The sequence below is a fragment of the Dyella tabacisoli genome (genome assembly GCF_003350925.1).
GTDB lineage: Bacteria > Pseudomonadota > Gammaproteobacteria > Xanthomonadales > Rhodanobacteraceae > Dyella_C > Dyella_C tabacisoli.
Genome location: NZ_KZ857180.1, coordinates 63,216 through 87,482, shown reverse-complemented (window position 1 = coordinate 87,482; position 24,267 = coordinate 63,216). Strand labels below are relative to the sequence as shown.

Annotated in this window: 24 protein-coding genes; 23 read left to right on the top strand and 1 reads right to left on the bottom strand. The window is 61.6% G+C overall.

Annotated elements, in window-relative coordinates; all coding sequences use genetic code 11:
• Positions 1-2 precede the first annotated feature (2 nt).
• The 7 genes from cbiB (at position 3) to DVJ77_RS16580 (ending at position 6,642) form a co-directional block, all read left to right on the top strand.
• Positions 3-905 carry an adenosylcobinamide-phosphate synthase CbiB gene (cbiB, locus tag DVJ77_RS16610; RefSeq protein ID WP_225428057.1) on the top strand — a complete coding sequence of 301 codons (903 nt, stop codon included), beginning with the start codon at positions 3-5 and terminating at the stop codon, positions 903-905.
• Entirely contained in the window at positions 898-1,896 is a 999-nt protein-coding gene (gene cobD / locus DVJ77_RS16605) for a threonine-phosphate decarboxylase CobD (RefSeq protein ID WP_114846632.1), read from the top strand. Before cbiB ends, cobD begins: the two co-directional genes overlap by 8 nt.
• Entirely contained in the window at positions 1,893-3,398 is a 1,506-nt protein-coding gene (locus DVJ77_RS16600) for a cobyric acid synthase (protein WP_114846631.1), read from the top strand. Before cobD ends, DVJ77_RS16600 begins: the two co-directional genes overlap by 4 nt.
• A gap of 367 nt (positions 3,399-3,765) precedes the next feature.
• Positions 3,766-4,284, top strand: coding sequence for a bifunctional adenosylcobinamide kinase/adenosylcobinamide-phosphate guanylyltransferase (cobU, locus tag DVJ77_RS16595; RefSeq protein ID WP_114846630.1), 519 nt, complete (start codon positions 3,766-3,768; stop codon positions 4,282-4,284).
• Entirely contained in the window at positions 4,284-5,330 is a 1,047-nt protein-coding gene (gene cobT / locus DVJ77_RS16590) for a nicotinate-nucleotide--dimethylbenzimidazole phosphoribosyltransferase (protein ID WP_114846629.1), read from the top strand. The genes cobU and cobT overlap by 1 nt, the downstream gene beginning before the upstream one ends.
• Positions 5,327-5,917, top strand: a complete 591-nt coding sequence (locus DVJ77_RS16585) for a histidine phosphatase family protein (RefSeq protein WP_114846628.1) — start codon at positions 5,327-5,329, stop codon at positions 5,915-5,917. The genes cobT and DVJ77_RS16585 overlap by 4 nt, the downstream gene beginning before the upstream one ends.
• Positions 5,914-6,642 (top strand): adenosylcobinamide-GDP ribazoletransferase, encoded by a 729-nt coding sequence (locus tag DVJ77_RS16580; RefSeq protein ID WP_114846739.1) that lies wholly within the window; start codon positions 5,914-5,916, stop codon positions 6,640-6,642. The genes DVJ77_RS16585 and DVJ77_RS16580 overlap by 4 nt, the downstream gene beginning before the upstream one ends.
• Before the next feature lie 169 nt (positions 6,643-6,811).
• On the opposite strand, the gene DVJ77_RS16575 is transcribed toward DVJ77_RS16580, so the two are convergent.
• Positions 6,812-9,262, bottom strand: coding sequence for a TonB-dependent receptor plug domain-containing protein (locus DVJ77_RS16575; RefSeq protein WP_114846627.1), 2,451 nt, complete (start codon positions 9,260-9,262; stop codon positions 6,812-6,814).
• 277 nt (positions 9,263-9,539) lie between these two features.
• Between DVJ77_RS16575 and DVJ77_RS16570 the strand changes: the two genes are divergently transcribed.
• From DVJ77_RS16570 to ybgF, 16 genes are all read left to right on the top strand, one after another.
• Positions 9,540-9,845 (top strand): FmdB family zinc ribbon protein, encoded by a 306-nt coding sequence (locus tag DVJ77_RS16570; RefSeq protein WP_114846626.1) that lies wholly within the window; start codon positions 9,540-9,542, stop codon positions 9,843-9,845.
• Positions 9,846-10,033: 188 nt separating this feature from the next.
• Positions 10,034-10,591, top strand: a complete 558-nt coding sequence (locus DVJ77_RS16565) for a DUF3011 domain-containing protein (RefSeq protein ID WP_225428056.1) — start codon at positions 10,034-10,036, stop codon at positions 10,589-10,591.
• 125 nt (positions 10,592-10,716) lie between these two features.
• The gene (gene aspS / locus DVJ77_RS16560) at positions 10,717-12,489 is read left to right on the top strand and encodes an aspartate--tRNA ligase (RefSeq protein WP_114846624.1); all 1,773 of its coding nucleotides are present in this window, start codon (positions 10,717-10,719) and stop codon (positions 12,487-12,489) included.
• A 139-nt stretch (positions 12,490-12,628) separates the two neighbouring features.
• Entirely contained in the window at positions 12,629-13,288 is a 660-nt protein-coding gene (locus DVJ77_RS16555; RefSeq protein ID WP_114846623.1) for an alpha/beta fold hydrolase, read from the top strand.
• A 233-nt stretch (positions 13,289-13,521) separates the two neighbouring features.
• Entirely contained in the window at positions 13,522-14,244 is a 723-nt protein-coding gene (locus tag DVJ77_RS16550; protein WP_114846622.1) for a YebC/PmpR family DNA-binding transcriptional regulator, read from the top strand.
• A gap of 160 nt (positions 14,245-14,404) precedes the next feature.
• A complete protein-coding gene (gene ruvC, locus DVJ77_RS16545; protein ID WP_114846738.1) occupies positions 14,405-14,935 on the top strand; it encodes a crossover junction endodeoxyribonuclease RuvC in 531 nt (176 codons plus the stop codon).
• Positions 14,932-15,531, top strand: a complete 600-nt coding sequence (ruvA, locus tag DVJ77_RS16540; RefSeq protein WP_114846621.1) for a Holliday junction branch migration protein RuvA — start codon at positions 14,932-14,934, stop codon at positions 15,529-15,531. The genes ruvC and ruvA overlap by 4 nt, the downstream gene beginning before the upstream one ends.
• Positions 15,532-15,558: 27 nt before the next feature.
• Entirely contained in the window at positions 15,559-17,436 is a 1,878-nt protein-coding gene (locus DVJ77_RS16535; RefSeq protein WP_114846620.1) for a potassium transporter Kup, read from the top strand.
• A gap of 233 nt (positions 17,437-17,669) precedes the next feature.
• A complete protein-coding gene (gene ruvB / locus DVJ77_RS16530; RefSeq protein ID WP_114846619.1) occupies positions 17,670-18,719 on the top strand; it encodes a Holliday junction branch migration DNA helicase RuvB in 1,050 nt (349 codons plus the stop codon).
• Positions 18,712-19,140: a tol-pal system-associated acyl-CoA thioesterase gene (ybgC, locus tag DVJ77_RS16525; RefSeq protein WP_114846618.1), complete on the top strand. Its 429-nt coding sequence runs from the start codon at positions 18,712-18,714 to the stop codon at positions 19,138-19,140. The genes ruvB and ybgC overlap by 8 nt, the downstream gene beginning before the upstream one ends.
• Before the next feature lie 46 nt (positions 19,141-19,186).
• On the top strand, positions 19,187-19,876 hold the full coding sequence (tolQ, locus tag DVJ77_RS16520; RefSeq protein WP_114846617.1) for a protein TolQ: 690 nt from the start codon (positions 19,187-19,189) through the stop codon (positions 19,874-19,876).
• Positions 19,877-19,884: 8 nt separating this feature from the next.
• Entirely contained in the window at positions 19,885-20,346 is a 462-nt protein-coding gene (tolR, locus tag DVJ77_RS16515) for a protein TolR (RefSeq protein ID WP_191983714.1), read from the top strand.
• Positions 20,333-21,283: a cell envelope integrity protein TolA gene (gene tolA, locus DVJ77_RS16510; protein WP_114846616.1), complete on the top strand. Its 951-nt coding sequence runs from the start codon at positions 20,333-20,335 to the stop codon at positions 21,281-21,283. Before tolR ends, tolA begins: the two co-directional genes overlap by 14 nt.
• The gene (gene tolB / locus DVJ77_RS16505; RefSeq protein WP_191983713.1) at positions 21,280-22,605 is read left to right on the top strand and encodes a Tol-Pal system beta propeller repeat protein TolB; all 1,326 of its coding nucleotides are present in this window, start codon (positions 21,280-21,282) and stop codon (positions 22,603-22,605) included. Before tolA ends, tolB begins: the two co-directional genes overlap by 4 nt.
• A 247-nt stretch (positions 22,606-22,852) precedes the next feature.
• Positions 22,853-23,362, top strand: coding sequence for a peptidoglycan-associated lipoprotein Pal (pal, locus tag DVJ77_RS16500; RefSeq protein WP_114846614.1), 510 nt, complete (start codon positions 22,853-22,855; stop codon positions 23,360-23,362).
• Positions 23,362-24,222, top strand: coding sequence for a tol-pal system protein YbgF (ybgF, locus tag DVJ77_RS16495; protein ID WP_191983712.1), 861 nt, complete (start codon positions 23,362-23,364; stop codon positions 24,220-24,222). Before pal ends, ybgF begins: the two co-directional genes overlap by 1 nt.
• Positions 24,223-24,267 lie beyond the last annotated feature (45 nt).

Below are 24,267 nucleotides of genomic sequence, written 5' to 3'. Positions count from 1 at the left end.
CCATGCTCGCCGCCGTGCTGCTCGATAGCGCTTTAGGTGAGCCGCGGCGCGCGCATCCGCTGGTGATGTTCGGAAAGCTGGCAGGCACGATCGAGATGCGGTTGCATGCTGATCGGCGCCTGGCTGGCCTGGGTGCGTGGTGCCTTGCGGTGTTGCCGCTGGTCGCGCTGACGTGGTGGGTACTGTCCATGGCGACGTGGTGGTTGTGGTGGACTTGCAGTGTGGTTGCCTTGTATCTGGCGATCGGCCACCGAAGTCTTGGTGAGCACGCCCAGCCTGTCGCGGATGCATTGGCGGCCGGTGATCTCGATGTGGCTCGTGCGAGCGTAGGCCGCATGGTCAGTCGCGATACCGCCTTGCTTGATGCCAGTCAGGTCGCTGCGGCGGCGACCGAATCGGTGTTGGAGAACGGCAGCGATGCGGTGTTCGGTGCGCTGTTCTGGTTTGCCTTGCTCGGTGCGCCGGGCGCCGTGCTGTACCGGCTCGCTAATACGCTCGATGCCATGTGGGGCTATCGCACGCCGCGCTATGAGCGCTTTGGCTGGGCAGCGGCGCGGATCGACGACGTGCTTAATTTTGTGCCCGCGCGGTTGACCGCGTTGAGCTACGCCGTGCTCGGCCATACGGCATGCGCGCTGCGCTGCTGGCGCCGGCAGGCGCCGCAATGGGACAGCCCGAATGCCGGCCCGGTGATGGCGGCTGGTGCCGGTGCCTTGCGGGTGAAGCTGGGTGGTGCGGCGCCTTATCACGGGGTGTGGGAGGCGCGGCCCGAACTCGGCGAGGGCGCGATGCCTGATGCCGGTTCGATCACGCGCGCGCTGCGGCTGGTGCGGCACGCCGTCGTGCTGTGGCTTGTGCTGGTGATACTGCTGGCATGGATCGTTGGCGGAGGCGCACATGCTTGAACACGGCGGCAGGTTACGGCGCGCAGCGCAGCGCTTTGGCATCGCAGCCGAACAGTGGCTGGATCTATCGACCGGCATCAGCCCGTTCGCCTGGCCGGCACCCTCTATTCCGGCCAGCGCATGGCATCGATTGCCCGAAGACGACGATGAGTTGATCGACGTCGCGCGCAGCTATTACGGGGCGCCGTACTTGCTGCCGGTGGCCGGCTCGCAGGCGGCGATCCAGGCTTTGCCCGAGTTATGCGCGCCATCGTGCGTCGGCATTCTTGCCCCCGGCTATGCCGAGCATGCGCATGCATGGCAGCGGGCGGGGCACCAGGTCGAATCCCGCTCGGCGGCGGTACTGTTTGCGCAGGCAAAGCATTACGACGTGATTGTGCTGATTCATCCGAATAATCCCGCCGGCGATCGCTTCGATGTCGCCACGCTGCTGCAGTTGCATGGCGAACTGGCTGCGCGCGGCGGTTGGTTGATCGTCGACGAAGCATTTATCGATGCCACCCCCGAACACAGTCTATGCATGCATAGCGAGCGCGAGGGTTTGATCGTGCTGCGTTCGGTCGGCAAATTTTTCGGCTTGGCGGGTGCTCGCGCAGGCTTTGTCTGTGCCGTGCCATCGTTATTGCACGCATTGCGCGAGCGCCTTGGTCCGTGGACCTTGAGTGGGCCGAGCCGGCACGTGTTGAAACTCGCCTTGGCCGATCGTGCCTGGCACGAGCAGATGCGCGCCCGCCTGCAAGCATGCAGCAAGCGGCTCGCCTTATTGCTCAGCGGACACGGGCTGATACCAACCGCCGGCTGCGCATTCTTTCAGTGGTGCAGCAATGAGCGCGCCGCTGCATGGCATGAGGCACTCGCTGCTCGCGGCATTCTTACGCGCTTGTTCGCATCGCCGGCAAGCCTGCGTTTCGGTCTGCCCGGCGACGATGCGGCGTTCGACCGGCTCGACAATGCGTTGGGCGAGATCACGCTGGCGAGGGTGCGCTTATGAGTGGCCGTGTGCTGATGGTGCAAGGCTGCACGTCCGACGCCGGCAAGAGCGCCCTGGTTACCGCGTTGTGCCGTTGGCTGCATCGGTACGGTGTGACGGTGGCGCCGTTCAAACCGCAAAACATGGCATTGAATTCGGCGGTGACGATCGACGGCGGCGAGATCGGTCGCGCGCAGGCCGTACAGGCGCAAGCGGCTGGCGTGCCGGCTCACACCGATTTCAATCCGGTGTTGCTCAAGCCTAATACCGATACGGGTGCGCAAGTGATTGTGCATGGCCATCCCATCGGCGATATGAATGCGCGCGATTACCACGACTACAAACGTATCGCGTTCGATGCCGTGCTGGCTTCGCATCAGCGTCTGGTGGCGACTTATCAGGCGGTGATTGTCGAAGGTGCTGGCAGTCCCGCCGAGATCAATCTGCGTGATCGCGATATCGCCAACATGGGTTATGCCGAAGCGGTGGATTGCCCGGTGCTGTTGATCGCCGATATCGACCGTGGCGGCGTATTCGCTCATCTGGTGGGTACGTTGGCCTTGCTGTCCGCGAGCGAGCGCGAACGTGTCGCCGGTTTCGTCATCAACCGTTTTCGCGGCGATATCGCGTTGCTGCAGCCGGGCCTGGATTGGCTGGAACGCGAGACCGGCAAGCCGGTGCTCGGGGTATTGCCTTACCTGCATGGCCTGCAACTGGAAGCCGAGGATGCGCTGCCGCGCGGTATCGAGGCGAAGCCCGATGCGCAACTGCGCGTGGTAGTGCCTGCGTTGCCGCGTATCAGTAACCACACCGACTTCGATGCGCTGCGCGCGCATCCGCAGGTTGCGTTGCGTTTTATCGGCCCAGGCGAAACACCGCCGCCATGCGATCTGATCGTGCTGCCGGGCTCCAAGTCCACCCGCGCGGATCTGGCCTGGCTGCGCGACCACGGTTGGGAGGCGGCGATAGCGCGGCATTTGCGTTACGGCGGTAAGTTGATCGGCATTTGTGGCGGGCTGCAAATGCTTGGCCGCGCGGTGCATGACCCACTCGGTATCGAGGGCGAGCCGGGCTCAAGTAGCGGTTTGGGCTGGCTCGATCTGGAAACCACGCTGCAGGCGGGCAAGCAATTGCACCAGGTGCATGGCCGGTTGGCCTTTGCCGATGCGTGCGTGCGCGGTTACGAAATCCACTGTGGCGTCAGCAATGGCCCGGCGTTGGCGATGCCGTCGTGCGTGTTGGCGGATGGGCGCCAGGATGGTGCGTTATCGGCCGATGGATGCGTGCTTGGCAGTTATCTGCATGGTTTGTTCGATGAGCCGCAGGCGCTGGTCGCGTTGTTGCGCTGGGCTGGTGTGCGCGATGCGGTGTCGTTGGATATGTGTGCGTTGCGCGAGGCTAGTATTGAGCGGTTGGCGGATGCGGTTGAGGTGCATTTGGATACGGGGGCGTTGTGGAAATTATTGGGGGTGGACTTTGCTCCCTCTCCCATGAGCGTAGCTCGGGGGAGAGGGTTGGGGTGAGGGGGGCTCTTGCTCTTGTTCTTGATTTGAGTTGTCGCGACTTGGTTCGCTTGCAGCGGGCTTTCGAACCCCTGCCGGGGTCCGAGTTACTTTCTCTTGAGTGGCCAAGAGAAAGTAACCAAAGAGAAGGCCACCCCGGTGAGTCGCCCTTCGGGTACGTGAGGTTCGGCCGGGCTTTTCGACAGGGCTTCCTGCCCTGGCGAAAAGGCATCGACATCCATGTCGATGCCCCTGCGGGCCTTGTCGTCCGACCCTCACCGACGCACAGGGGCCCCAAGAGCCGAGATCAAGGGCAAGGTCAAAATCAAGAGCGGTGCGTTGAGCGTCGCTGTAGGGCGGAGAAAACTATGCGTGGAGTGACGTTTTTATGCGTAGCCTGATTCTTGGTGGTGCGCGTTCGGGTAAGAGTGCTTTGGCGGAGCGTCTTGCCGGTGAGTCGAGGCGTGAGGTGGTTTATGTCGCTACGGCACAGGCGGGTGATGCGGAGATGGCTGCGCGTATCGCGCATCATCGTGCGCGTCGTCCGTCGCAATGGCTTTGTGTGGAGGAGTCGTTGGCGTTGGCCGATACCTTGCGTGCGTATGCGGGTGCGGATCGTTGCGTGTTGGTCGATTGTCTGACGTTGTGGCTGAGTAATTTGCTTGGCGATGTCGATGCGCATCGCTTTGAGCGTGAGCGCACGGCATTGCTTGAATGTCTCGCTGAGTTACCGGGTGAGATCATCCTGGTCAGTAATGAAGTGGGTCTTGGTATTGTGCCGTTGGGTGAGCTGAGTCGTCGTTTTGTCGACGAGGCTGGCCGTTTGCATCAGGCGCTTGCGGGGGCTTGTGAGCGGGTGTTGTTTGTTGCCGCGGGTTTGCCGTTGATTCTCAAAGGAACACTGTGATGAGTCGTGAATGGTTGTATCAAACCTGCCAGCCGATCGATGCTGGTTTTGAAACGGCGGCGCGTGAGCATCAGGCGCAATTGACCAAGCCGCCTGGCTCGCTTGGCATGCTGGAATCGGTGGCGATACGACTGGCGGCTTTACAGCGGGTTGCGCAGCCGAGTGTCGAGCACGTTTGGATCAGTGTGTTCGCCGGCGATCACGGGGTCGCTGCGCAGAATGTATCGGCGTTTCCGCAGGCAGTGACGGGCGAAATGCTGCGTAACTTTGCCCATGGCGGTGCGGCGATCAGCGTATTGGCGCGCGCGCTTGGCGCGACGCTGGAGGTGGTCAACCTTGGCACGGTGAATGATCCTGGCGAGCTGCCGGAAGTACGCCGCGCCATCATCGCGGCCACGACGGCGGATTTCTGCCAGCAGGCCGCCATGAGTGTCGCCCAGCTTGATGCGGCCTTCACGGCAGGTGCCGACAGCGTTCGGGCGGCACATGCATCGGGTGCGCAGTTATTTGTCGGCGGCGAAATGGGTATTGCCAACACCACCTCGGCCACGGCGCTGGCCTGTGCCTTGCTGGGCGAAACGCCAGATCGATTGACCGGTGCCGGTACCGGGCTCGACAGCGCAGGTATCGCACATAAAAGCGCGGTGATCGCGCGTGGCCTCGCCTTGCACGCTGACGCAAATGATGCGGTGGAGCAACTGCGTTGCCTGGGTGGCTTCGAGATCGCCGCATTGACCGGTGCCTATATTGCGGCGGCGCAGCTAGGCATGCCGGTGCTGGTCGATGGTTTTATCACCACGGTAGCGGCCCTGGCGGCGGTGCGCATCAATCCCAGTGTGCGTGAAGGCTTGTTGTTCGCGCATTGTTCGCAAGAGCGCGGCCACCGCATTGTGCTGGATGCCTTGGCCGCCACGCCTTTGCTGGATCTTGGCATGCGGCTGGGTGAGGCCAGTGGCGCGGCTACAGCAGTGCCGCTGTTGCGGCTGGCCTGCGTGCTGCACAATCAAATGGCTACGTTTGCACAGGCTGGAGTATCGACGGCATGAGTACGCATGGAGAGGGCACTGTGATCGACTTGCTGCGCCACGGCGACACGGGGCAGCGCAGTTATCGCGGCCAACTCGATGATGCGTTGCTTGACATCGGCTGGATGCAATTGCGTGCAGCGGTGCAAGAGCGTGACGACTGGGAGTTGATCGTGTCCTCTTCGCTGCAGCGTTGTGCATTATTCGCTCAGGAGCTGGCTAGCGCACGTGGACTGCCGTTAACGCTGGACTCCCGGCTGGCCGAATACCATTTTGGCGAGTGGCAAGGTGTGCCGATTGAAACGCTGGCAGAAGAATCCGGTGGTGAGCTTGGCCGTTTCTGGGCCGATCCGGTAGCAAACCCGCCACCGGGTGCGGAAACCTTTAACGCATTTCGTGCGCGTCTAAGCGCGGCACTGGACGACATCGTCACCAAAGCCGGCACGCGACGGGTGCTGGTGGTTACCCATGGCGGTGCGATTCGCCTGCTTCGTTGCCTCGTCGAAGGCCGTCCCTACGGCGATATGGCCAGTATCGAGGTGCATCACGCATCGATACATCGAATAAGTTGGCCGGCCACCGTTATCGCCGACAGCATGCCGGCATAATGCGCGGCCTGTTTGCAGCGATCGGTTTCCTCACCCGTTTGCCGGTGCCGGTATCGACGTTCGACGATGCGCGTGCGCAATCGGCTTCGTTGGCGTGGTATCCGCTGGTCGGGCTGCTGCTTGGTGCGTGGCTGTGCGGCCTCGCCTGGCTGGTGCACGGCTGGCCGCCGATGTTGTCGGCGGCAGTGCTGTTGACGGCGTGGGTAGTTTCCACGGGTGGCTTGCATCTGGATGGTCTTGCCGACAGTGCCGATGCCTGGGTGGGTGGGCTTGGCGATCGCGAACGCACGCTGACGATCATGAAGGATCCCCGCTGCGGGCCTGCGGGTGTCGCCGCACTGATCCTGTTGCTGCTGACCAAATTTGCCGCGTTGGCGAGCATGGCCACACCGCATTGGAGCGCGTTGCTGTTGGCGCCGCTGTTGGCACGAGGCGCTTTGACCCTGGCTTTTTTGAGCGTGCCGTACGTGCGCAGTGGTGGACTCGGTAGTGGTTTGGTCGATGCCCCGCGTGCGGCGTGCATCATGGGATTGCTGTTTGCCGCTGCTGTTTGCGTTGCGTTTGGCTGGCGTGGTGGTTTGGCCTTGCTGTGCGCGCTGGTGGTCTTCGCCGGCTGGCGCCATGCCTGCCGCAAGCGCCTGGGTGGGATGACGGGCGATACCTGCGGCGCACTGACTGAGTTGGTCGAGGTGGTGGTGCTGATCGCGCTGACGGTGAACGTTTAGTGGCGTGACTAGCGTCGTCGCTAGGTTGTACCCCTCCCCAGCCCTCCCCCTACAAGCAGGGGAGGGTGCTTGGCTCCTCCCCCTGCTTGTCCCGAAAAGGGACTCCCTTCGATCGTAGGGGGAGGCTGGGAGGGGGGGGGGCAGCCTGGCGACAAGCTGCTACCGAGTCCTACCAGCGATAAGCCACTTTCCCGTACACGTACGCACCATTGAATCCAAATGGCGAGAACACCGAGTAGGGCAGGGTGCCGTTGTTGTCGTTGGCGGCGATGGCTTTGTCGGGGTAGGTGTTGAATACGTTGTCCGCGCCCACCGTAAAGCTCCAGCGATCCAGGTTGTAGCTCAGCGCCAGATCAAGCAGCCATTTGCTGCTGAAGGTCTGGTCGAAAGCGGCACTGGTGGAGTTGTAGCTGGTGAACTTGCCGTAGCGGGTCAGCGTGCCGTTCACGCTCCAATGATCGATGTTGTAGAGCCCATTGAGAATCAGCTTGCTGCGTGGCGTGGTGTCGGCGAGCAGGCCGTACTGATCGCGACGATCGATGCGTTTCAAATTCAGGCCCAGCGAGTTGAGTACCGCGGGGTTGGGTTTGACTTCGGTGACTTTGTTTTTGTTGTAGTTGTAACTGAGGGTGGTCTGCAGCGTGCCGGCATGGCCGAAATCGAAACGATAGCTTCCGACCAGGTCGATGCCGCGCGTGCGCGTATTCACCGCATTGGTGAAGTAGGCGATGCCGCTGTAGTTGGTATTGGTGACGCCATTGGCGGCCAGATAGTTTTGGACGGCCGTGGAGGTGGTCGCGAGATTGCTGGACAACGTAATGCGGTTGTCGATCTGGATCTGATAGAGGTCAGCACTCAAGCTCAGCGGGTCGATCGGGTTCCATACCAGGCCCACGGTGTAGTTATGCGATTTCTCCGGCTTCAACGCTTGTGCGCCGAGCAGGCGGCCGACCGTGCTGTTGGCCGAGACCAGGCCGGTGTTGTAAATGCCGGGCGGTAGGCCCAACGAGTTGCCTGCGCCGTAGTAGAGCGATGAGGTATACGAATAAAACTGCTGTGCTAGCGAGGGTGCGCGAAAGCCGGTGGATGCACTGGCGCGCACCGCGATGCGATCGGTGAAATCGAAGCGTCCGGCGAGCGAGCCCGAGGTGGTGCTGCCGAAGTCGGAATAATTTTCGTGGCGAACCGCCACTGACGTACCGAGGCGATCGGTGAGATTGGTTTCCAGGCTGAGATACTCGGCGACGTCATGTCGGGCGTGTGAGCCGGCATTGATCGGCTGGTAGCCGCCAAAACCTTGGGCGCCGCCGGAGACTCCCGAGGTGCCGGTGTAATACGAGGTCGGGTCACCGGCCTTGATGCGGTAGCTCTGGCGCAGGTATTCGGTGCCGAAGGCAAGCGTCACTGGGTTAGGCAGCCAGCCCACCGACAATTCTTTGACGATGTCGATATCGAACGATTGCTGTGCGGCAGACAGAATGCCGTCGTGGAAGCGGGTTGGGCTTGAGCCGAAATCTTTCAGCCAGGCGCGATTGACGCTGTTGAAGGTGTCGTATGACACGCGATTGCCGCCGTAGTTGGCGCTGACGTCCCAGCGCCAACCGTCGGTCTTGCCGCGCAGCCCGAGTACGAGTGACTGGTCCGTCGCATCGGAGTTCTCCAATGGCAGATAGCCATGGGGATAGATCGATGGCACGGAGTTGCTATTGGACAGGTTGCGGAAAAACGCCGGCGAGGTGCTGTCGCGATGACCGTAGTGGCCAAACGCGTAGAGCTGTACGCCAGGGGTGATGTCGTACTGCGCATTGAGAAACAGATTGCGATCGTGCACGGCCGGATCGCCAAAGCGCTGTGTTACACCGTCGGCCGGGCGGGTGCGGTTGACGCCGGCACGATTGCTGTAGTCCTGGTTGCCATTCTGCACGGTGAGGCGCAGCCAGCCTCGGTCATCATTCAGCGGAATGCCGAAGTTGGCCGAACCTTGCCATTGCCGGCCGTCGCCGGCGGAATATTGCCCGCCGGTGATTTCGACGGCGCCGCCCTGGGCACCTTTCTTCAGCACGATATTGATGACACCGGCGATGGCATCGGAGCCGTACTGTGCCGAAGCGCCGTCACGCAGTACTTCGATATGGTCGATCGCGGCGATCGGGATGGTGTTCAAATCCACCGCTTGCGAACCGCGCCCGAGTACGCCGTTGGTCAGGATGATGGCGCCCGGATGCCAGCGCTTGCCGTCCACTAGCACCAGCACCTGGTCGGGCGACAGGCCGCGCAACTGCGCCGGCCGTTGGGAGTCGGCGGTATCTGCCGCCGCAGGGCGGGGGAAGGTCAGGGAGGGGATGAGCCGCGCCAGGGCGGTGGTCAACTCATTGGTGCCGGTCTGCTGCAAGGCTTGGTTCGACACGACGTCAATCGGCGTCAACGAACTGCTTTCGGTGCGATTGTCTGCCCGTGTGCCGGTAACGATCACGGCGCTCAGGTTCTTGGCCTTGTCAGCGGCGGACGGTGTACTGCTTTGCGCGCTGGCGTGGCCGGTAGAAAGCGTCAACAGGATGGCTGTGAATAAAGCAGTATTGACGAGCCGCGTCGAGGCGGTCTTGCTGGATGACTTTTGCATGTATTCTCCCCGGTGATGCTGCAATGCAGCGATTGCAGGCTAGATCGTGCTTGCCGTCAAAGTCAACTAGACGTTTAGACGTCCGTGCGCTGGCATGTGCGCGTGCGTTACCTTGTGCCGGCCCTTGTGCCAGCGCGAGCGCCTCATAGGTATACGAAGAACGTGCGCCATGCTCATCGCCGCCGCCGATTACGGTGGTCACCATTGAAAACTGGCCGGTGGGCTCGATAATGACGGGCTGCCGGCCTGGCCGGCCCTGGTTTCACTTGGAGTGGTTATGCCTATTTACGAATTCGAATGCAGCGGCTGCGGTCATCGTTTCGACCGTCTGCAGAAGCTGTCCGACCCCGATCCCGAGACTTGCCCGCAATGCGCCGCGCCGCGCGTGCAACGCAAACTGAGCGCGCCTTCGTTCCGGCTTGCCGGCAGCGGCTGGTACGAGACGGACTTCAAGAAAGACGGCGACAAGAAGCGCAACCTTGCTGGCGAGGCCGCCAGCCCGGCGCCTGCGGCGGCCGCCCCGGCGGGCGACAGCAAACCGGCAGCCAGCAGCCCGGCGCCTGCACCGACCTCATCCGATTGAGGTCGTGCCAGGGCCGCCGGATGGTCGGGCCAAGGCAGGCTGAACGCGGATCAACCATGCGCAATATTTGTCGATCGCATCGTAAGATATTCAATCTCGGTTGGGCATGTCCGCGTTAGCGTGACGCCACCATCAACACAGGGAGCGATTCGATGATCGTGACAGGCAGGGTTTTATGGTTGGCAGTTGTGGTTGCCGCCGTTGGCTTCGGTATCGCAACACAGACCGCTCAGGCGCAGACCATCGGCGGCGACGGTTCGGTGTATTGCGCCAGCAATGACAACCGCGGTAGTCGTTGCAGGGTGCCGTGGCGATACTCTGAACTGTCCCAGCAGCTATCCAGCTCCAGTTGTACCGAAGGCGAGAGTTGGGGTACGGACCCCTACAGCGTCTGGGTCAAAAACGGTTGCCGCGGCAATTTCGTGCAGTCAGACGGGCGTCGCCGCGACGGTTGGGGCGGCGGCTGGCGTCCTGGCCGGGGCGACGATGACGATCGCGGCGGCTGGCGCCCAGGGCAGGGCGGCGGTTGGGGTGGTCAGGGCGGTCAGAATAATGTCGTGCGCTGCGAGAGTTCCGGTGGCCGCTATCAGTTCTGCCGGATGGATATCGGCAGGGGCGACGTGCGCCTGGTACGTCAGGTCTCGAGCGCGGACTGCGATGAAGGCAGTAGCTGGGGTTGGCGCCGTGACGGTATCTGGGTGGATAACGGTTGCCGCGCCGACTTCGCGGTCGATCGCCGCTGGTAAGCCGCCCACCGGTAGCAACATGTTTGACAGACAGCCCGCTGGCCGCTGTGCCGGCGGGCTGGAGTGTTAAGATTCCGGGTCTTTCCATGTCTTATGCCGCCTGAGCGGCCCGGAGTTTCAAGCGCATGCGCACGCATTTCTGCGGCCTCATTGACGAGTCGCTGGTCGACCAGACCGTTACCCTGTGCGGCTGGGTCAATACCCTTCGTTTGCAGAGCCACGTGGCTTTTGTCGATTTGCGCGACCATGAGGGGCTTGCCCAGGTGGTGGTCGATCGCGAGAACGCCGGGGCGTTCGCGGTGGCCGGCGAGATCGGTAATGAGTATTGCCTGCGCGTCACCGGCACGATCCGCAAGCGTCTTTCGGTAAACGACAAGCTCAAGACCGGTACGGTGGAGTTGGTCGCCGACAAGATCGAGATTCTCAATGCGGCGAAGGATCTGCCATTCGCACAGCATGAGAACCCCAACGAGGATATGCGGATGACTTACCGCTACCTCGATCTGCGCCGTCCCGAGATGCAGCGCATGTTGCGTACACGCATCCATCTGGTGCAGGCGCTGCGTCGTTATCTCGACGCGCGCGGTTTTCAGGACATCGAAACGCCGATTCTCACCAAGGCCACGCCCGAAGGTGCTCGCGATTACCTGGTGCCAAGCCGCGTGCATCCGGGCCAGTTCTATGCGCTGCCGCAGTCGCCGCAGTTGTTCAAGCAGATCCTGATGATGGCCGGTTTTGATCGCTACTATCAGATCGCCCGCTGTTTTCGCGATGAAGATCTGCGCGCGGATCGCCAGCCGGAATTCACCCAGCTCGATCTTGAGTTCGCCTTTGTCGAAGAGCGCGACGTGCAGGATTTCGTCGAAGAGCTGATCCGCCATGTATTCAAAGAAGTGCAGGGCGTTGAGCTGGATGCCGCGTTCCCACGCATGACCTGGGCCGAGGCGATGCGTCGCTATGGTTCGGATAAGCCCGACTTGCGCATCGCGCTGGAGCTTATCGATATCGCCGATGCGGTGAAGCATGTCGAGTTCAAGGTGTTTGCCGAGCCGGCGAATGATCCCGCCGGCCGCGTAGCGGCGTTGCGTGTACCGGGCGGCAGCACGCTGACCCGCAAAGAGATCGACCTGCTCACCGAATACGTGGCCAAGTACGGTGCCAAAGGCCTGGCCTGGCTGCGTATCGACGATCTGGCCAAAGGGCGCGAGGGCATCAATTCGCCGGTGGCTAAATTTCTCGACGATGCGGCGCTGGAGGGTGTCCTCAAAGCCACCGGGGCGCAGAGCGGCGACATGCTGTTCTTCGGCGCGGGTCGCTGGAAGACGGTTACCGACTTTATGGGCGCCTTGCGCATCAAGGTCGGCAAGGATCGCGGGCTGGTGGAAAATAGCTGGAAGCCGCTGTGGGTCACTGATTTCCCGATGTTCGAGTACGACGATGAGGCGCAGCGTTACGTTGCCCTGCATCACCCCTTTACCGCGCCCAATGTCGATGACATCGACGATCTGCGGGCGAACGCGGCGACCGCCGTCAGCCGTGGCTACGACATGGTGCTCAACGGCAACGAAATCGGTGGTGGCTCTATCCGTATCCATCGACCGGAAATGCAGAGCGCGGTGTTCGAGTTGCTCGGCATCGGTGCCGAAGAGGCCGAGGCGAAATTCGGCTTTCTGCTCAAGGCGTTGAAATTCGGCGCACCGCCGCATGGTGGCTTGGCGTTCGGTATCGATCGCATCGCTGCGTTGATGGCGGGGACCGAGTCGATTCGTGACGTGATCGCCTTCCCCAAGACGACCAGTGCGCAAGACTTGATGACCGACGCCCCTTCGCCCATCGCCGCGGCGCAGTTGAAAGAATTGCACGTGCAAGTGGCGATTGAAAAAGCCGGCACCGTGTAAGTTGCCCTTGGTTTCTCCACCTCTTTAGTTTCTAAGGGGTGGCCTGGATAGGGCGGCCTTGCTGCATGTATTCGCCCATCCTTAGCCCTCCTCTGCAAGCAGGGGAGGGGATTTTGCTTCTTTATGATTTCGGCGGCCCATGTCCGACCACGTGATTCTTCTGCACGGCCTTTGGATGCGCGGTTTTGCGCTGGTCATGCTACATCGACGCCTGATGGAAGCTGGCTTTCGGGTACATCGCTTCGATTATTTAAGCGTGGCGGCGACGCAGCAGCGCATTCTGGGTCAATTGCATGCCCGCATGCGCGAATTGGCCCAGCCCGATCAATCCGTGCACCTGGTCGGGCATAGCCTGGGCGGCTTGCTGGCGCTACGTGCCTGCGAGCAAGAGGAAGACCTGCCGGCGGGGCGCATTGTCTGTCTCGGCTCGCCGCTGCAAGGCAGTGCGGCAGCTCGTCGGCTTGCCGGTATGGGGCGCGGCGGCGGGGTATTGCTGGGATATAACCGAGCCTTGCTTGAACACGGATTCGAGCAATGGCGTGGTCCGCGCGAGGTTGGTGTTATCGCTGGCCGCTTGCCGATCGGGCTGGGCGTGGTGTTAGGGCAGTTCGAGGGTGAGCACGACGGTACCGTCGCGGTGGCCGAAACCCGCCTGCCTGGGCTGACCGATCACTGCCAGGTCGAGGCCAATCACACCGGCCTGCTGTTTTCCCCCGAGACCGCGCGGCAGATTGCGCAGTTTCTGCGGCAGGGGAGGTTTGATAAGCAGGGAACGGGGAGTGGGGAACGGGGAACGTGAAGTTTGGGGGGATGTTGTGGCTCCGCGTTCTTTTTTGATCTTTCTTTGGTTTTGCTCTTGCTTTTTCGTTTTTGCTTTTTAGGCTTTTCCCCGTTCCCCGTTCCCCGTTCCCCGTTCCCCGTTCCCCGTTCCCCGTTCCCCGTTCCCCGTTCCCCGTTCCCCGGTTGCCACCCCGTAGCGTGTAGCAGCTAAAATTCCCGGTTCGTCCGTCCGGCCAGCCGCAGGAATTACTTATGGGTAGAGGTCCTTCCATCGAAGGTCGCAAGAATGCCGAGGACGCCAAGCGCGCCAAGGTGTTCACGAAGCTGATTCGCGAGATTACGGTGGCGACGCGCGCCGGCGTGGCCGATCCGGCCACCAATCCGCGTCTTCGCGCGGCGGTCGACAAGGCTTTGTCGGCGAACATGACCAAGGACACCATCGAGCGCGCGATCAAGCGTGGCTCGGGCGCCGACGGCGGCGCCAACATGGAGGAGTTGCGTTACGAAGGCTACGGACCGGCCGGCATCGCCCTGATTATCGAGTGCTTCACCGACAACTCCGTGCGCACCGTGGCCGATGTGCGCTCGGCGCTGACCAAACACGGCGGCAACCTGGGCACCAGTGGCTCGGTGGCTTTCCAATTCAAGCGTTGCGGCGAGCTGGTGTTTGCCACCGGTGGCGATGCCGCCGCGGAAGAGAAAGTGCTGGAGGCCGCGCTGGATGCCGGCGCCGACGATGTCGTCAATGAAAACGACGAGAGCACGGTGCTGTGCGCGCCGGAGCATTTCGAAGCGGTGCAGCAGGCCCTGACCAAGGCGGGTCTGCATGCGGAGCATGCCGGCGTGGTGATGCGTCCAGATAACCGGGTTGCGGTACCCGAAGATGCACTCGAAACGCTGGAAGACCTCCTCGAAAAGCTCGATGGGCTTGACGATGTGAGCGAGGTTTATCACAACGCCGTGTTGAATGATTAAGAGACGAGGCGTTAAAGCGTCGGAGGGCGTGGTGCCGGGCCATGGCGAATCGGCTATCGATGAGGCCGGCACCGGTTCGCCACGCTCCAGCCGAAAGGCCGGGCCGGTCAAGGCGGCGTCAGCGGTTCTCGATGTCTCGATACCGCTTTCCAGCGCAAAGATTGCCGGTTCCACGCGCATCCTCGGTATTGATCCGGGCAGTCAGCGCACCGGTGTCGGCATCATCGATGTCGATGCCGGCGGTAAGCTGTCACATGTTTTTCATGTTGGGCTGGTGGTATCGGGCGAGGCCAGCTTTCCCTTGCGTCTCAAGCGGATCTTCGACGAGCTATGTGCCATCATCGCCACGCATCAGCCAGACGAGTGCGGTATTGAGCGTGTATTTATGGCGCGCAATCCCGATTCGGCTTTGAAATTAGGACAGGCGCGAGGCGCTGCGATTTGTGCGGTGGTCAGTCAGGGAATTGCCGTGCACGAATACGCGGCGACCGAAGTGAAACAAGCCGTGGTGGGTAGCGGCAGGGGCGATAAGACTCAAGTGCAGCACATGATGGGCGTATTGCTTGGCCTGAAAGGCCCACTGCAAGCGGATGCCGCCGATGCGCTCGCGGTAGCCGTGGCGCATGCGCACACCCGTGCCAGCCTGGCGCGCGTGGGTATTCCGCGTACCGCATGGAGAAGGCGACGATGATTGGCCGATTGCGCGGCATCCTGGTTTCCAAGCAGCCGCCATGGCTGTTGATCGAGGTGGGGGGCGTCGGCTACGAGCTGGAAGCGCCGATGTCGACCATCTACGACCTGCCCGGCACGGGCAAAGAAGTGATTCTGCTCACCCACTATGCGGTGAAGGAAGACAGCGTCGCCCTATACGGCTTTATGCATGAGTCCGAGCGGGCGCTGTTTCGAAATCTGCTCAAGATCAGCGGCATCGGCGCGAAGATCGCGCTGTCGGTGTTGTCGGGGGTGTCCACGGCCGACTTCGCGCGCCTGGTACATGCCGGCGATGTGGTTGCGCTGACCAAGATTCCCGGTATCGGCAAGAAGACGGCCGAGCGTATCGTGATCGAATTGCGCGATCGCATCGAGGGGCTGGGCGTAAACTTGAGCAGTTCCTTGGGCCGGCCGGCTGGCGCGCCGCTCGATCCCGCCGGCGAGGCCACCGTGGCCTTGCAGCAACTCGGTTACAAACCCGTCGAAGTTACGCGTTTGGTGCAAAAGGTCGCCGCTGAAGGTGACAGTGCCGAATCCATCATCCGCAAGGCGCTACGCGCCGCACTAGGGGCTTAAGCCGTGAATCAGGGCATTTTGAGCGGCATGAGCGACGCTGAAACCAAGCGCCGCCTCGCTGCGTTGTCGTTAGGCGCCATCGGTGTGGTTTACGGCGATATCGGCACGAGTCCGCTGTATACCTTGCAGACCACGTTGAGCCACGATGGCATGAAGCCCACGCCGGAGAGCATCTTTGGTGTGCTCTCGCTGATTTTCTGGGCACAGATCATCGTGGTGTCGTTGAAGTACGTGGTGTTCATCATGCGTGCCGACAACAAGGGCGAGGGCGGCATCATGGCGCTGCTGGCGCTTGCGCTGCGCAGTGTGCGCGGCGAGCCGCGTTCGCGCTGGATACTGGCGATCATCGGTATTTTCGGCGCCGCTTTGTTCTATGGCGATGGAGTGATTACCCCGGCGATTTCCGTGCTGTCGGCGGTAGAGGGCGTAAAAGTGGCCGCGCCCAATCTGCAGCCTTGGGTGGTGCCGATCACGGTGGTGATCCTGTTCCTGTTGTTTGCTTTGCAACGCCATGGCACCGAGCGAGTGGGGCGGCTGTTCGGCCCGGTGATGGTGATCTGGTTTATCGTGATTGCCCTGCTCGGCGTGCAGCAGATTCTGCGCAATCCGCAGGTGTTGTATGCGCTCGATCCGATGTATGGGGTCAGGTTTTTTTCCGCCCACGGCATGAAGGCGTTTATTGCCTTGGGTGGCGTGGTGCTGGCGTTGACCGGCGCCGAAGCGCTGTATGCCGACATGGGCCATTTCGGCAAAAAGCCCATACGCCTGGCGTGGTTCAGTTTTGTATTGCCGGCGTTGGTATTGAATTACTTCGGCCAGGGCGCCTTGTTGCTGGCGCATCCCGAGGCGATCGATAGCCCCTTCTTTAAACTGGTGCCGGCGCCTCTGTTGTATCCGATGATCGGCCTGGCTTGTCTGGCCACGGTGATTGCTTCGCAGGCAGTGATTTCGGGCGCTTTCTCGATGACCCGCGAGGCGATGGCGCTGGGGTACTCCATGCGCATGCCGGTGGTGCATACCTCACGAGAGATGTCCGGGCAGATTTTCGTGCCGTGGGTCAATAGCTTCTTGTTGATTATGGTGCTGGCGTCGGTGTTGCACTTCGGCAGCTCCGACGCCCTCAGCGCGGCCTACGGTATTGCGGTGACCGGCACGATGACCATTACCACCATCCTGGCCTTGCTGGTGGCGCGTCGTCAGTGGGGTTGGAGTCGCCCGGTGGTGATTGTGGCCGGTGTACTGTTGCTTACGATCGATCTGTCGTTCTTGGGTGCCAACCTCATCAAGGTCGAATATGGCGGCTGGTTCCCGCTGGTGCTTGGCGTCGCCATTTTCATCGTGATGACGACCTGGCGCCGTGGTCGCGAGTTAGTCGTGCGCGAGATCAAGCAGTCCGGCTTGGCGTTGGCGCCGTTCATCCATAACATCCGCGAACATCCGCCGCTTAGCGTGCCGGGTACGGCCGTATTCCTCACGGCCAATCAGAATGCGGTGCCGCACGCGCTGCTGCACAACCTCAAGCACAACAAAGTGCTGCACGAGCGCAATGTATTGCTGACGGTGGAGATACTGGAGACGCCGGTGGCCGAGGCCGACGAGCGCATCACGATTACCCCGATGGATGGCGGTTTCTATGGGCTCGCGCTGCGCTTTGGCTTTGCCGAAGACCCGAATATCCCGTTGGCGCTTACCCAGTGCGCGCGTACCGGACTCGGTTTCGATCTGATGGACACCACCTTTTTCCTGTCGCGCGAAACCATCATTGCCGATGCACGCCGGCCCGGTATGGCGCTATGGCGCGACAAATTGTTCGCTTTTATGGCGCGCAATGCGCTGCCGGCGACGGCGTTCTTCCAGATTCCAGGCAATCGGTTGATTGAGCTTGGGGCGCAGGTGGAAATTTAGGGCGGGGAATGGGGAACAGGGAACGGGGAACATGACGTTCGAGGGGATATTGCAGAGTCGCGCTCTTTTTTGATCTTTCTTTGTTTTTGTTCTTGCTTTTTTGCTTCTGCTTTTTAGGCTTTTCCCCGTTCCCCGTTCCCCGTTCCCCGTTCCCCGTTCCCCGTTCCCCGTTCCCCGTTCCCCGTTCCCCGTTCCCCGTTCCCCGTTCCCCTGTTCCTGCCATAATTCGCGGCATGACCGAACACCGCATTATCACCGCCGCCACGCAGCTCGACGACGAGGCTTTAGAGGCTTCGATCCGTCCCCGGCGGCTCGCCGAATATCTCGGTCAGCAGGCGGTGCGCGAGCAGATGTCGATTTATATCGAGGCGGCCAAACGGCGTGGTGGTGCGCTGGATCATGTGCTGATCTTCGGGCCGCCGGGCTTGGGCAAGACGACGTTGAGTCATGTCATTGCCAATGAATTGGGCGTCAACGTGCGCTCTACTTCAGGCCCGGTGTTGGAGCGGGCAGGGGATCTGGCCGCGCTGCTGACCAATCTCGAAGCGCGCGACGTGCTGTTCGTCGATGAAATTCATCGACTCTCGCCGGTGGTGGAGGAGGTGCTCTACCCGGCGATGGAGGACTTCCAGATCGACATCATGATCGGCGAAGGTCCCGCCGCGCGTTCGATCAAGCTCGATTTGCCGCCGTTTACCCTGATCGGTGCGACCACCCGAGCCGGCATGCTTACCGCGCCATTGCGCGACCGTTTCGGCATTGTGCAGCGGTTGGAGTTTTATACGCCCGATGAGCTGACCGAGATCGTGCGCCGGGCTGCGCGCATTCTCGGTATCTCCTGTGAGCTGGAGGGCGCGCAAGAGATCGCCCGCCGCTCGCGCGGTACGCCGCGTATCGCCAACCGGTTATTGCGCCGGGTGCGCGATTACGCCGAGGTGCGCGCCGATGGACAAATTACCCGCGCGGTCGCGCAGGCGGCGATGGATATGGTCAAGGTCGATGCCCAGGGCTTCGACGAACTGGATCGACGCCTGCTCACGGTCATCATCGAGAACTTCGACGGCGGTCCGGTAGGCGTGGAATCACTTGCCGCAGCGCTCAGCGAAGATCGTGGCACGCTCGAAGATGTCGTCGAGCCTTATCTGATCCAGCAAGGCTATCTGGTGCGTAGCGCGCGTGGCCGCATGGCCAGCGCCAAGGGCTGGCGCCACCTGGGCCTGACCCCGCCGCCGCGACAGACGCAGCCGGGCGATCTGTTTACCGATGGAAGTATCGATGGCTGACATCTCGCCGAGTCACGCCCAGGACGTGTTCCGCTGGCCGGTTCGCGTGTACTGGGAGGATACCGATGCCGGCGGCGTGGTCTATCACGCCAGCTATTTGCGCTTTATGGAGCGCGCGCGCAGTGAGTGGCTGCGTGGCCTGGGTATTGACCAATCGACGTTCAAAGAGCGCACCGGGCTGGCCTTTCTGGTGCGTGAAATGCAGATCGATTTCCTCAAGGCGGCCCTGCTGGATGATGAACTGTCGGTGACGGTAGCAGTCAAAGACCGTCGTGCAGCCAGTATCCTGTTCACCCAGACGATCAGTCGGGCCGATGGCACGCAGTTGATTCGCGCGCAAGTGCGCGTGGCCTGTGTAGACGTCAGCCGCATGCGCCCGGCACAGATTCCGGCCGGGCTCTTTCCCGGTCTCGATTCCTAAATCTACTTACTTATAACTCTCAACCCCGGCGGAGAACCCCCAAGCCATGAACGGTGGACTGAACATTTTTAAGCTGGTCGCAGAAGCGAGCGTACCTGTGCTGCTGGTGCTGATCTTGCTGCTGGTGTTCTCCTTTCTGTCGTGGGTCATCATCATCCGCAAGTATTCGCAGCTAAAGGCCGCGACGGAAAATGCCGAGGCGTTCGAAGAGCGCTTCTGGTCAGGTGCCGATCTGGCCCAGTTGTTCCGCGAAGTCAGCAATCGCGGCGCCGCCAATGGCGGTATGGAGAACGTGTTCGAATCCGGCTTCCGCGAGTTCGCCCGCCAGCGCCAGCGCAAAGTGCATGACATGCGCATCGTCATCGAAGGTTCCGAGCGTGCCATGCGCGTAGCCGGCACCCGCGAAATCGGCGCACTGGAGCGCAATCTGGAGTTTCTCGCCAACGTCGGTTCGATCAGCCCTTATGTGGGCCTGTTCGGCACCGTGTGGGGCATCATGGGGGCGTTCCAGGGCCTGGGCGAAATGAAAGACGTCACCATCGCCGTGGTCGCGCCGCACATTTCAGAAGCGCTGATCGCCACCGCAATGGGTCTGTTTGCCGCGATCCCGGCGGTGTGGGCCTATAACCGCTACGCCAACAAGGTCGAGCGCATCGCCTCGCATTACGACGTGTTCCAGGAGGAGTTCTCCTCCGTGCTGCAGCGTCAGATCCAAACCGAAGACGCGGCTAGCTGAGCATAGCCATGGCCATTCAACACTCCAGGCGTGCCAAGCGCTTCAAGCTCAAATCCGAGATCAATGTCGTTCCCTATATCGACGTGATGCTGGTGCTGCTGATTATCTTCATGGTCACCACGCCGATGATGAACTCGAACGTGGACGTGAATCTGCCGCAGGCCAATGCCAAGTCGATGCATGACAAGAAAGAGCCCGTCATCGTCTCGGTCGGTCAGAACGGGCAGTTGTTTCTGACCCTGGGCACTGCGCCGAAGGAGCCGATCGACGCCGAGGGCATGAAGACCAAGGTCGGTGCGTTTGTGAAAGCGAACCCCGACGTCAGCGTGCTGGTGGCCGGCGACCGCGACGGCAAATACGATGGTGTCTACCAGGTGCTGGCTGAGCTGCAACAGGCGGGTGTGGCCAAGGTCGGCCTGATGAGTCAGCCGGGTCAGGCGGATGCGGGCGCGAAGAATGGACGACCGTAAGGGGACTGAGGGGACACCCAAGGCCGTTGTCCTTGCCGCCGTCCTGCATTTAGGCATCGTGGGCTTTCTGGCCCTGGCGATCGTGCCGTGCTCGTCCTACGAAAAAATGTTCGAGACCCTCCATCTGCCCGCCAGTTGGAACCCGATTGCCTGCGCCAAGCCTTTGGAGCTGCCGGGCGAGATCATCGAGGCGACCTTGATCGGCCCCACCGGCAGCCCGCCGCCGAAGCCGGTGAAGACCAAGCCGGTGCCGGACAGCACACCGCCCCCGCCGGCGGTGCCGCCGCCGACCCCGCCGCAGGAAGAAACCCCCAAGATCAAAACCCTGCCACCGCCGCCCGAGCATCCCGATATCAAGGAGCAGGAGAGGGTGGCTGAGGAAGGTCTGCAGAAAGCCGCGGACGCCAAGCGCGAGCAAGAAGAGAAGCAGCGCCAGCGCCAGTCCGAGATCGACGCCCAGGCCGCCAAAAAGAAAGAGGAAGACAAGAAAAAGCTCGATGAGTTGTTTGCCAAGATGGATGCAGCCTCGGCCCAGACCAAGAAACTGGACAACAAGGCCAAGCAGGCCAAACAGCAAATCGACGATTTGAAGAACGCCGCGGATAACGGCCAGGCCGATCTGCCGCCGGCTGAGCAGCGCCAAAGCGGTACCAACGGTAAGGACAGCTTGCAGGCGCGATACCTGGCGGCGATTCAGAACGCGGTCACGCAGAATTGGCTGCGCCCGGATAACATGCCCAGCACCCCGTGCGTTGTGCACATCGTGCAATTGGTCGGTGGCGACGTCATGAGCGCTAAGGTCGACCCCGGTTGTCCTTACGACGAAGCCGGCAAGCGTTCGATCGAGAACGCCGTACTACGCGCTCAACCGCTGCCTTATAAAGGTTTCGAGAGCGTGTTCAATCGCAATATTGATTTCACCTTCAGGCCGCAGTGAGCCAGCCCATGCGCATAGTGAGTTCTACTTTCGCCCTCGTCCTGCTAGCCGTGACGGCGTTGTTCGCCGGTCCGGTCGCAGCCCAGTCGCTTAGTGTCGACATTGTCGGTGGCCTCAAGACGGCTACCCCGATCGCGGTGGTGCCCTTCGCCCAGGCCGGCGGCGCACCATTACCTACCGATATCGCCGACGTTATCCGCAACGACTTCAACCGTTCCGGCAAATTCCGTTCGCTGGCCAAGACCGAGATCGTCGAGCTTCCGTCCAAAGGGGCCGACATCAAGTTCGCTACCTGGCGTTTGCTCAAGCAGGATTTCCTTACCATCGGCCGCATCAGCGATGCCGGCGGCGGCATGGTGCGGGTGGAATACGAACTGTGGGACGTCAACAAGCAGCAGAGCATGTTGGCCCAGGCGTTCACCGCGCCCGCCGGCGATCTGCGTGGCGTAGCGCACCAGATCGCCGATCAGATCTATGAAAAGATCACCGGCGTGCGCGGAGCGTTCTGGACCCGCATTGCCTACATCACCGCGGTCGGCTTGGGTAATAACACCACCTATTCGCTGCTGGTCGCCGATTCGGATGGCTACAACCCGCAAGTCGTGGCGCGTTCGAAGGAGTCGCTGCTGTCGCCGGTATGGTCGCCGGATGGTCGCAAGATCGCCTATGTTTCTTTTGAGGGCGGCAATTCGGCCATCTATGTGCAGGACATCACCACCGGTTCGCGTCAGTTGGTCTCGGCTCGTGCCAAGGGCATCAATGGTGCGCCGTCGTGGTCGCCGGACGGCTCCAAACTGGCCCTGACGCTTTCCTATGTGGGTAACCCCGAGATCTTCGTACTCGACCTGGCCGGCCGCCAGGAGACTCGCCTGACCAACAATCTGGCGATCGATACGGAGTCGTTCTGGGCCTCCGATGGCCAGATCTATTTCACCTCCGATCGCTCCGGCCGACCGCAGATTTATCAGATGGCCGCCTCGGGTGGCGCTGCCCAGCGAATCAGCTTCGAAGGCCAGAGCAACCTCAATGCTTCGGTGAGCTACGATGCGAAGCAGATTGCCATGGTGCAGGGCAACGGGAACGTGTATCGTATCGCCATTATGGACCGCAATCTGGGTGGGCAGGTGCGCTTCATCTCGCCGGGACCAATCGACGAGTCCCCGAGCTTTGCCCCAAATGCCAGCATGCTGCTGTACGCCGCTACCGAAGGGCGTCGTGGTGTCCTATATGCCGTCTCGGCCGATGGTCAGGTTCGTCAGCGCCTCGTACTTTCCGATGGCGATGTGCGTGAGCCGTCCTGGGGGCCGTATCGGCAGCGTTGATATATACGGTGTTGCGGTGCACAGGTGCCGTGGCAGCATAAGCCAGGCGAGTGTTTGAGAGCGCGCCGGCAATCACATTTATCGGTCGTGGCAAAACGCCGCGACCGGTAACGCCGACAGTTGCGAGACAGCGCATTGCCGGCGACAAAGGTGTCAAAATAACAGCCGGTCCACCGGCGACCACTGTCCCGTAACCGCAATAGTCATTGACTGTCGGAACTCAAACCCGTTTGAAGGAACGTCCACCATGAATAAGACCGTTCGCGTCGCTCTGGTCGCCCTGCTCTGCGTTGGCGCGGCCGCTTGCCAAAAGAAGCAAGAAGTCAAGCCGCAGACAACTGCTCCTGAGCAGACCCAGGTAACCCAGCCGTCCACCGGCACGGGCAAGTACACCCCGGCCGACCTCGACACTGACGCTTGCCTGCGTCAGCGCGTCGTGTACTTCGATTTCGACAAGACCGAAATCAAGCCGGAGTTCCAGCAGATCATGGCGTGCCACGCCAAGTATCTGCAGGACCGTCCGACCTCGCAGGTTCGCCTCGAAGGCAACACCGACGAGCGCGGTAGCCGCGAGTACAACCTCGGCCTCGGCGAGCGTCGTGGTAATGCCGTGTCCAGCGCGCTGCAGTCGGCCGGTGGTTCGGCCAGCCAGCAGAACGTTATCAGCTACGGCAAAGAGAAGCCGGTGTGCCGTGAGCACAACGAGGATTGCTGGGGCAAGAATCGTCGCGTCGAGATCGTTTACACGGCGAAGTAATGAAAAAACGACTGGCTAATAGTTTTGCAGCCAGGCTAGGCATGGCGGGTGCTCTTGCATCCGCCATGCTTTTTGCCGTTCCGGCCGCAGCCCAAGATTCCCGGCTGAGTCTCGCCGACCGTGTCGCACGGCTGGAGCAGCAGGCGCAAAACCAAGACCAGGGCGGTATCGGCATGGTCAACCAGGTGCAGCAACTGCAGGCGCAGGTGCAGCAGCTACAGGGCCAGATCGAAGAACTGCAGCATCAGTTGCAGGGACTCCAGGACAAAAGCAAGTCGCAGTACGTGGATCTCGATTCGCGTATCGGTCGCCTCGAAGGAGGTGCCGGCGCTGCGGCTGGCAACAACAATCCGGCAGCCAATGCCACGCCCCCCGCGGTGAACACCCCCGCGGCAGCGACGGGCAAGGGCAAGGCGCCGGCCAATCAGGCGCAGCCCGCTACCGCCGCCAGCACGGCTGCTCCGGCCGATGCCGCAGGTGCGCAGGCCGTTTACGATGCGGCGTTCAAGTCATTGCGCGGCGGTGAATATGCGCAGGCTTCGCGCGGCTTCCGTGGTTTTATCCAGCAATATCCCGATCACGCACTCACCCCGAATGCCTTTTATTGGCTCGGCGAGTCTTACTACGCCACGATGAATTATCCGGTGGCGTTGGAGACGTTCCAGCGCTTGCTCAGCCAGTTTCCGCAGAGCGACAAAGTGCCTGACGCTTTGCTCAAGGTTGGCTATAGTCAACTTGAGTTGAAGCAGACCGACGCCGCCAAGGCCACGCTGAAATCAGTAACCACCAAGTATCCGGGTTCCAAGGCCGCCGGCCTGGCCCAGGAGCGACTGCGCCGCGTGCAGCAGCCGGGTAACTGAGGTCGTCGTAGTGAGTGACAAAGACGCAAGCGTGGCGTCCACCAC

Coding starts and splice junctions, on each gene's coding strand:
- ybgC (WP_114846618.1), top strand. CDS start 18,712: ATGGCTGACATCTCGCCGAGTCACGCCCAGGACGTGTTCCGCTGGCCG.
- DVJ77_RS16600 (WP_114846631.1), top strand. CDS start 1,893: ATGAGTGGCCGTGTGCTGATGGTGCAAGGCTGCACGTCCGACGCCGGC.
- pal (WP_114846614.1), top strand. CDS start 22,853: ATGAATAAGACCGTTCGCGTCGCTCTGGTCGCCCTGCTCTGCGTTGGC.
- cobU (WP_114846630.1), top strand. CDS start 3,766: ATGCGTAGCCTGATTCTTGGTGGTGCGCGTTCGGGTAAGAGTGCTTTG.
- DVJ77_RS16535 (WP_114846620.1), top strand. CDS start 15,559: ATGAGCGACGCTGAAACCAAGCGCCGCCTCGCTGCGTTGTCGTTAGGC.
- ruvB (WP_114846619.1), top strand. CDS start 17,670: ATGACCGAACACCGCATTATCACCGCCGCCACGCAGCTCGACGACGAG.
- aspS (WP_114846624.1), top strand. CDS start 10,717: ATGCGCACGCATTTCTGCGGCCTCATTGACGAGTCGCTGGTCGACCAG.
- DVJ77_RS16585 (WP_114846628.1), top strand. CDS start 5,327: ATGAGTACGCATGGAGAGGGCACTGTGATCGACTTGCTGCGCCACGGC.
- cobD (WP_114846632.1), top strand. CDS start 898: ATGCTTGAACACGGCGGCAGGTTACGGCGCGCAGCGCAGCGCTTTGGC.
- tolR (WP_191983714.1), top strand. CDS start 19,885: ATGGCCATTCAACACTCCAGGCGTGCCAAGCGCTTCAAGCTCAAATCC.
- tolA (WP_114846616.1), top strand. CDS start 20,333: ATGGACGACCGTAAGGGGACTGAGGGGACACCCAAGGCCGTTGTCCTT.
- DVJ77_RS16555 (WP_114846623.1), top strand. CDS start 12,629: ATGTCCGACCACGTGATTCTTCTGCACGGCCTTTGGATGCGCGGTTTT.
- cbiB (WP_225428057.1), top strand. CDS start 3: ATGCTCGCCGCCGTGCTGCTCGATAGCGCTTTAGGTGAGCCGCGGCGC.
- cobT (WP_114846629.1), top strand. CDS start 4,284: ATGAGTCGTGAATGGTTGTATCAAACCTGCCAGCCGATCGATGCTGGT.
- ybgF (WP_191983712.1), top strand. CDS start 23,362: ATGAAAAAACGACTGGCTAATAGTTTTGCAGCCAGGCTAGGCATGGCG.
- DVJ77_RS16570 (WP_114846626.1), top strand. CDS start 9,540: ATGCCTATTTACGAATTCGAATGCAGCGGCTGCGGTCATCGTTTCGAC.
- ruvA (WP_114846621.1), top strand. CDS start 14,932: ATGATTGGCCGATTGCGCGGCATCCTGGTTTCCAAGCAGCCGCCATGG.
- DVJ77_RS16550 (WP_114846622.1), top strand. CDS start 13,522: ATGGGTAGAGGTCCTTCCATCGAAGGTCGCAAGAATGCCGAGGACGCC.
- DVJ77_RS16575 (WP_114846627.1), bottom strand. CDS start 9,262: ATGCAAAAGTCATCCAGCAAGACCGCCTCGACGCGGCTCGTCAATACT.
- tolQ (WP_114846617.1), top strand. CDS start 19,187: ATGAACGGTGGACTGAACATTTTTAAGCTGGTCGCAGAAGCGAGCGTA.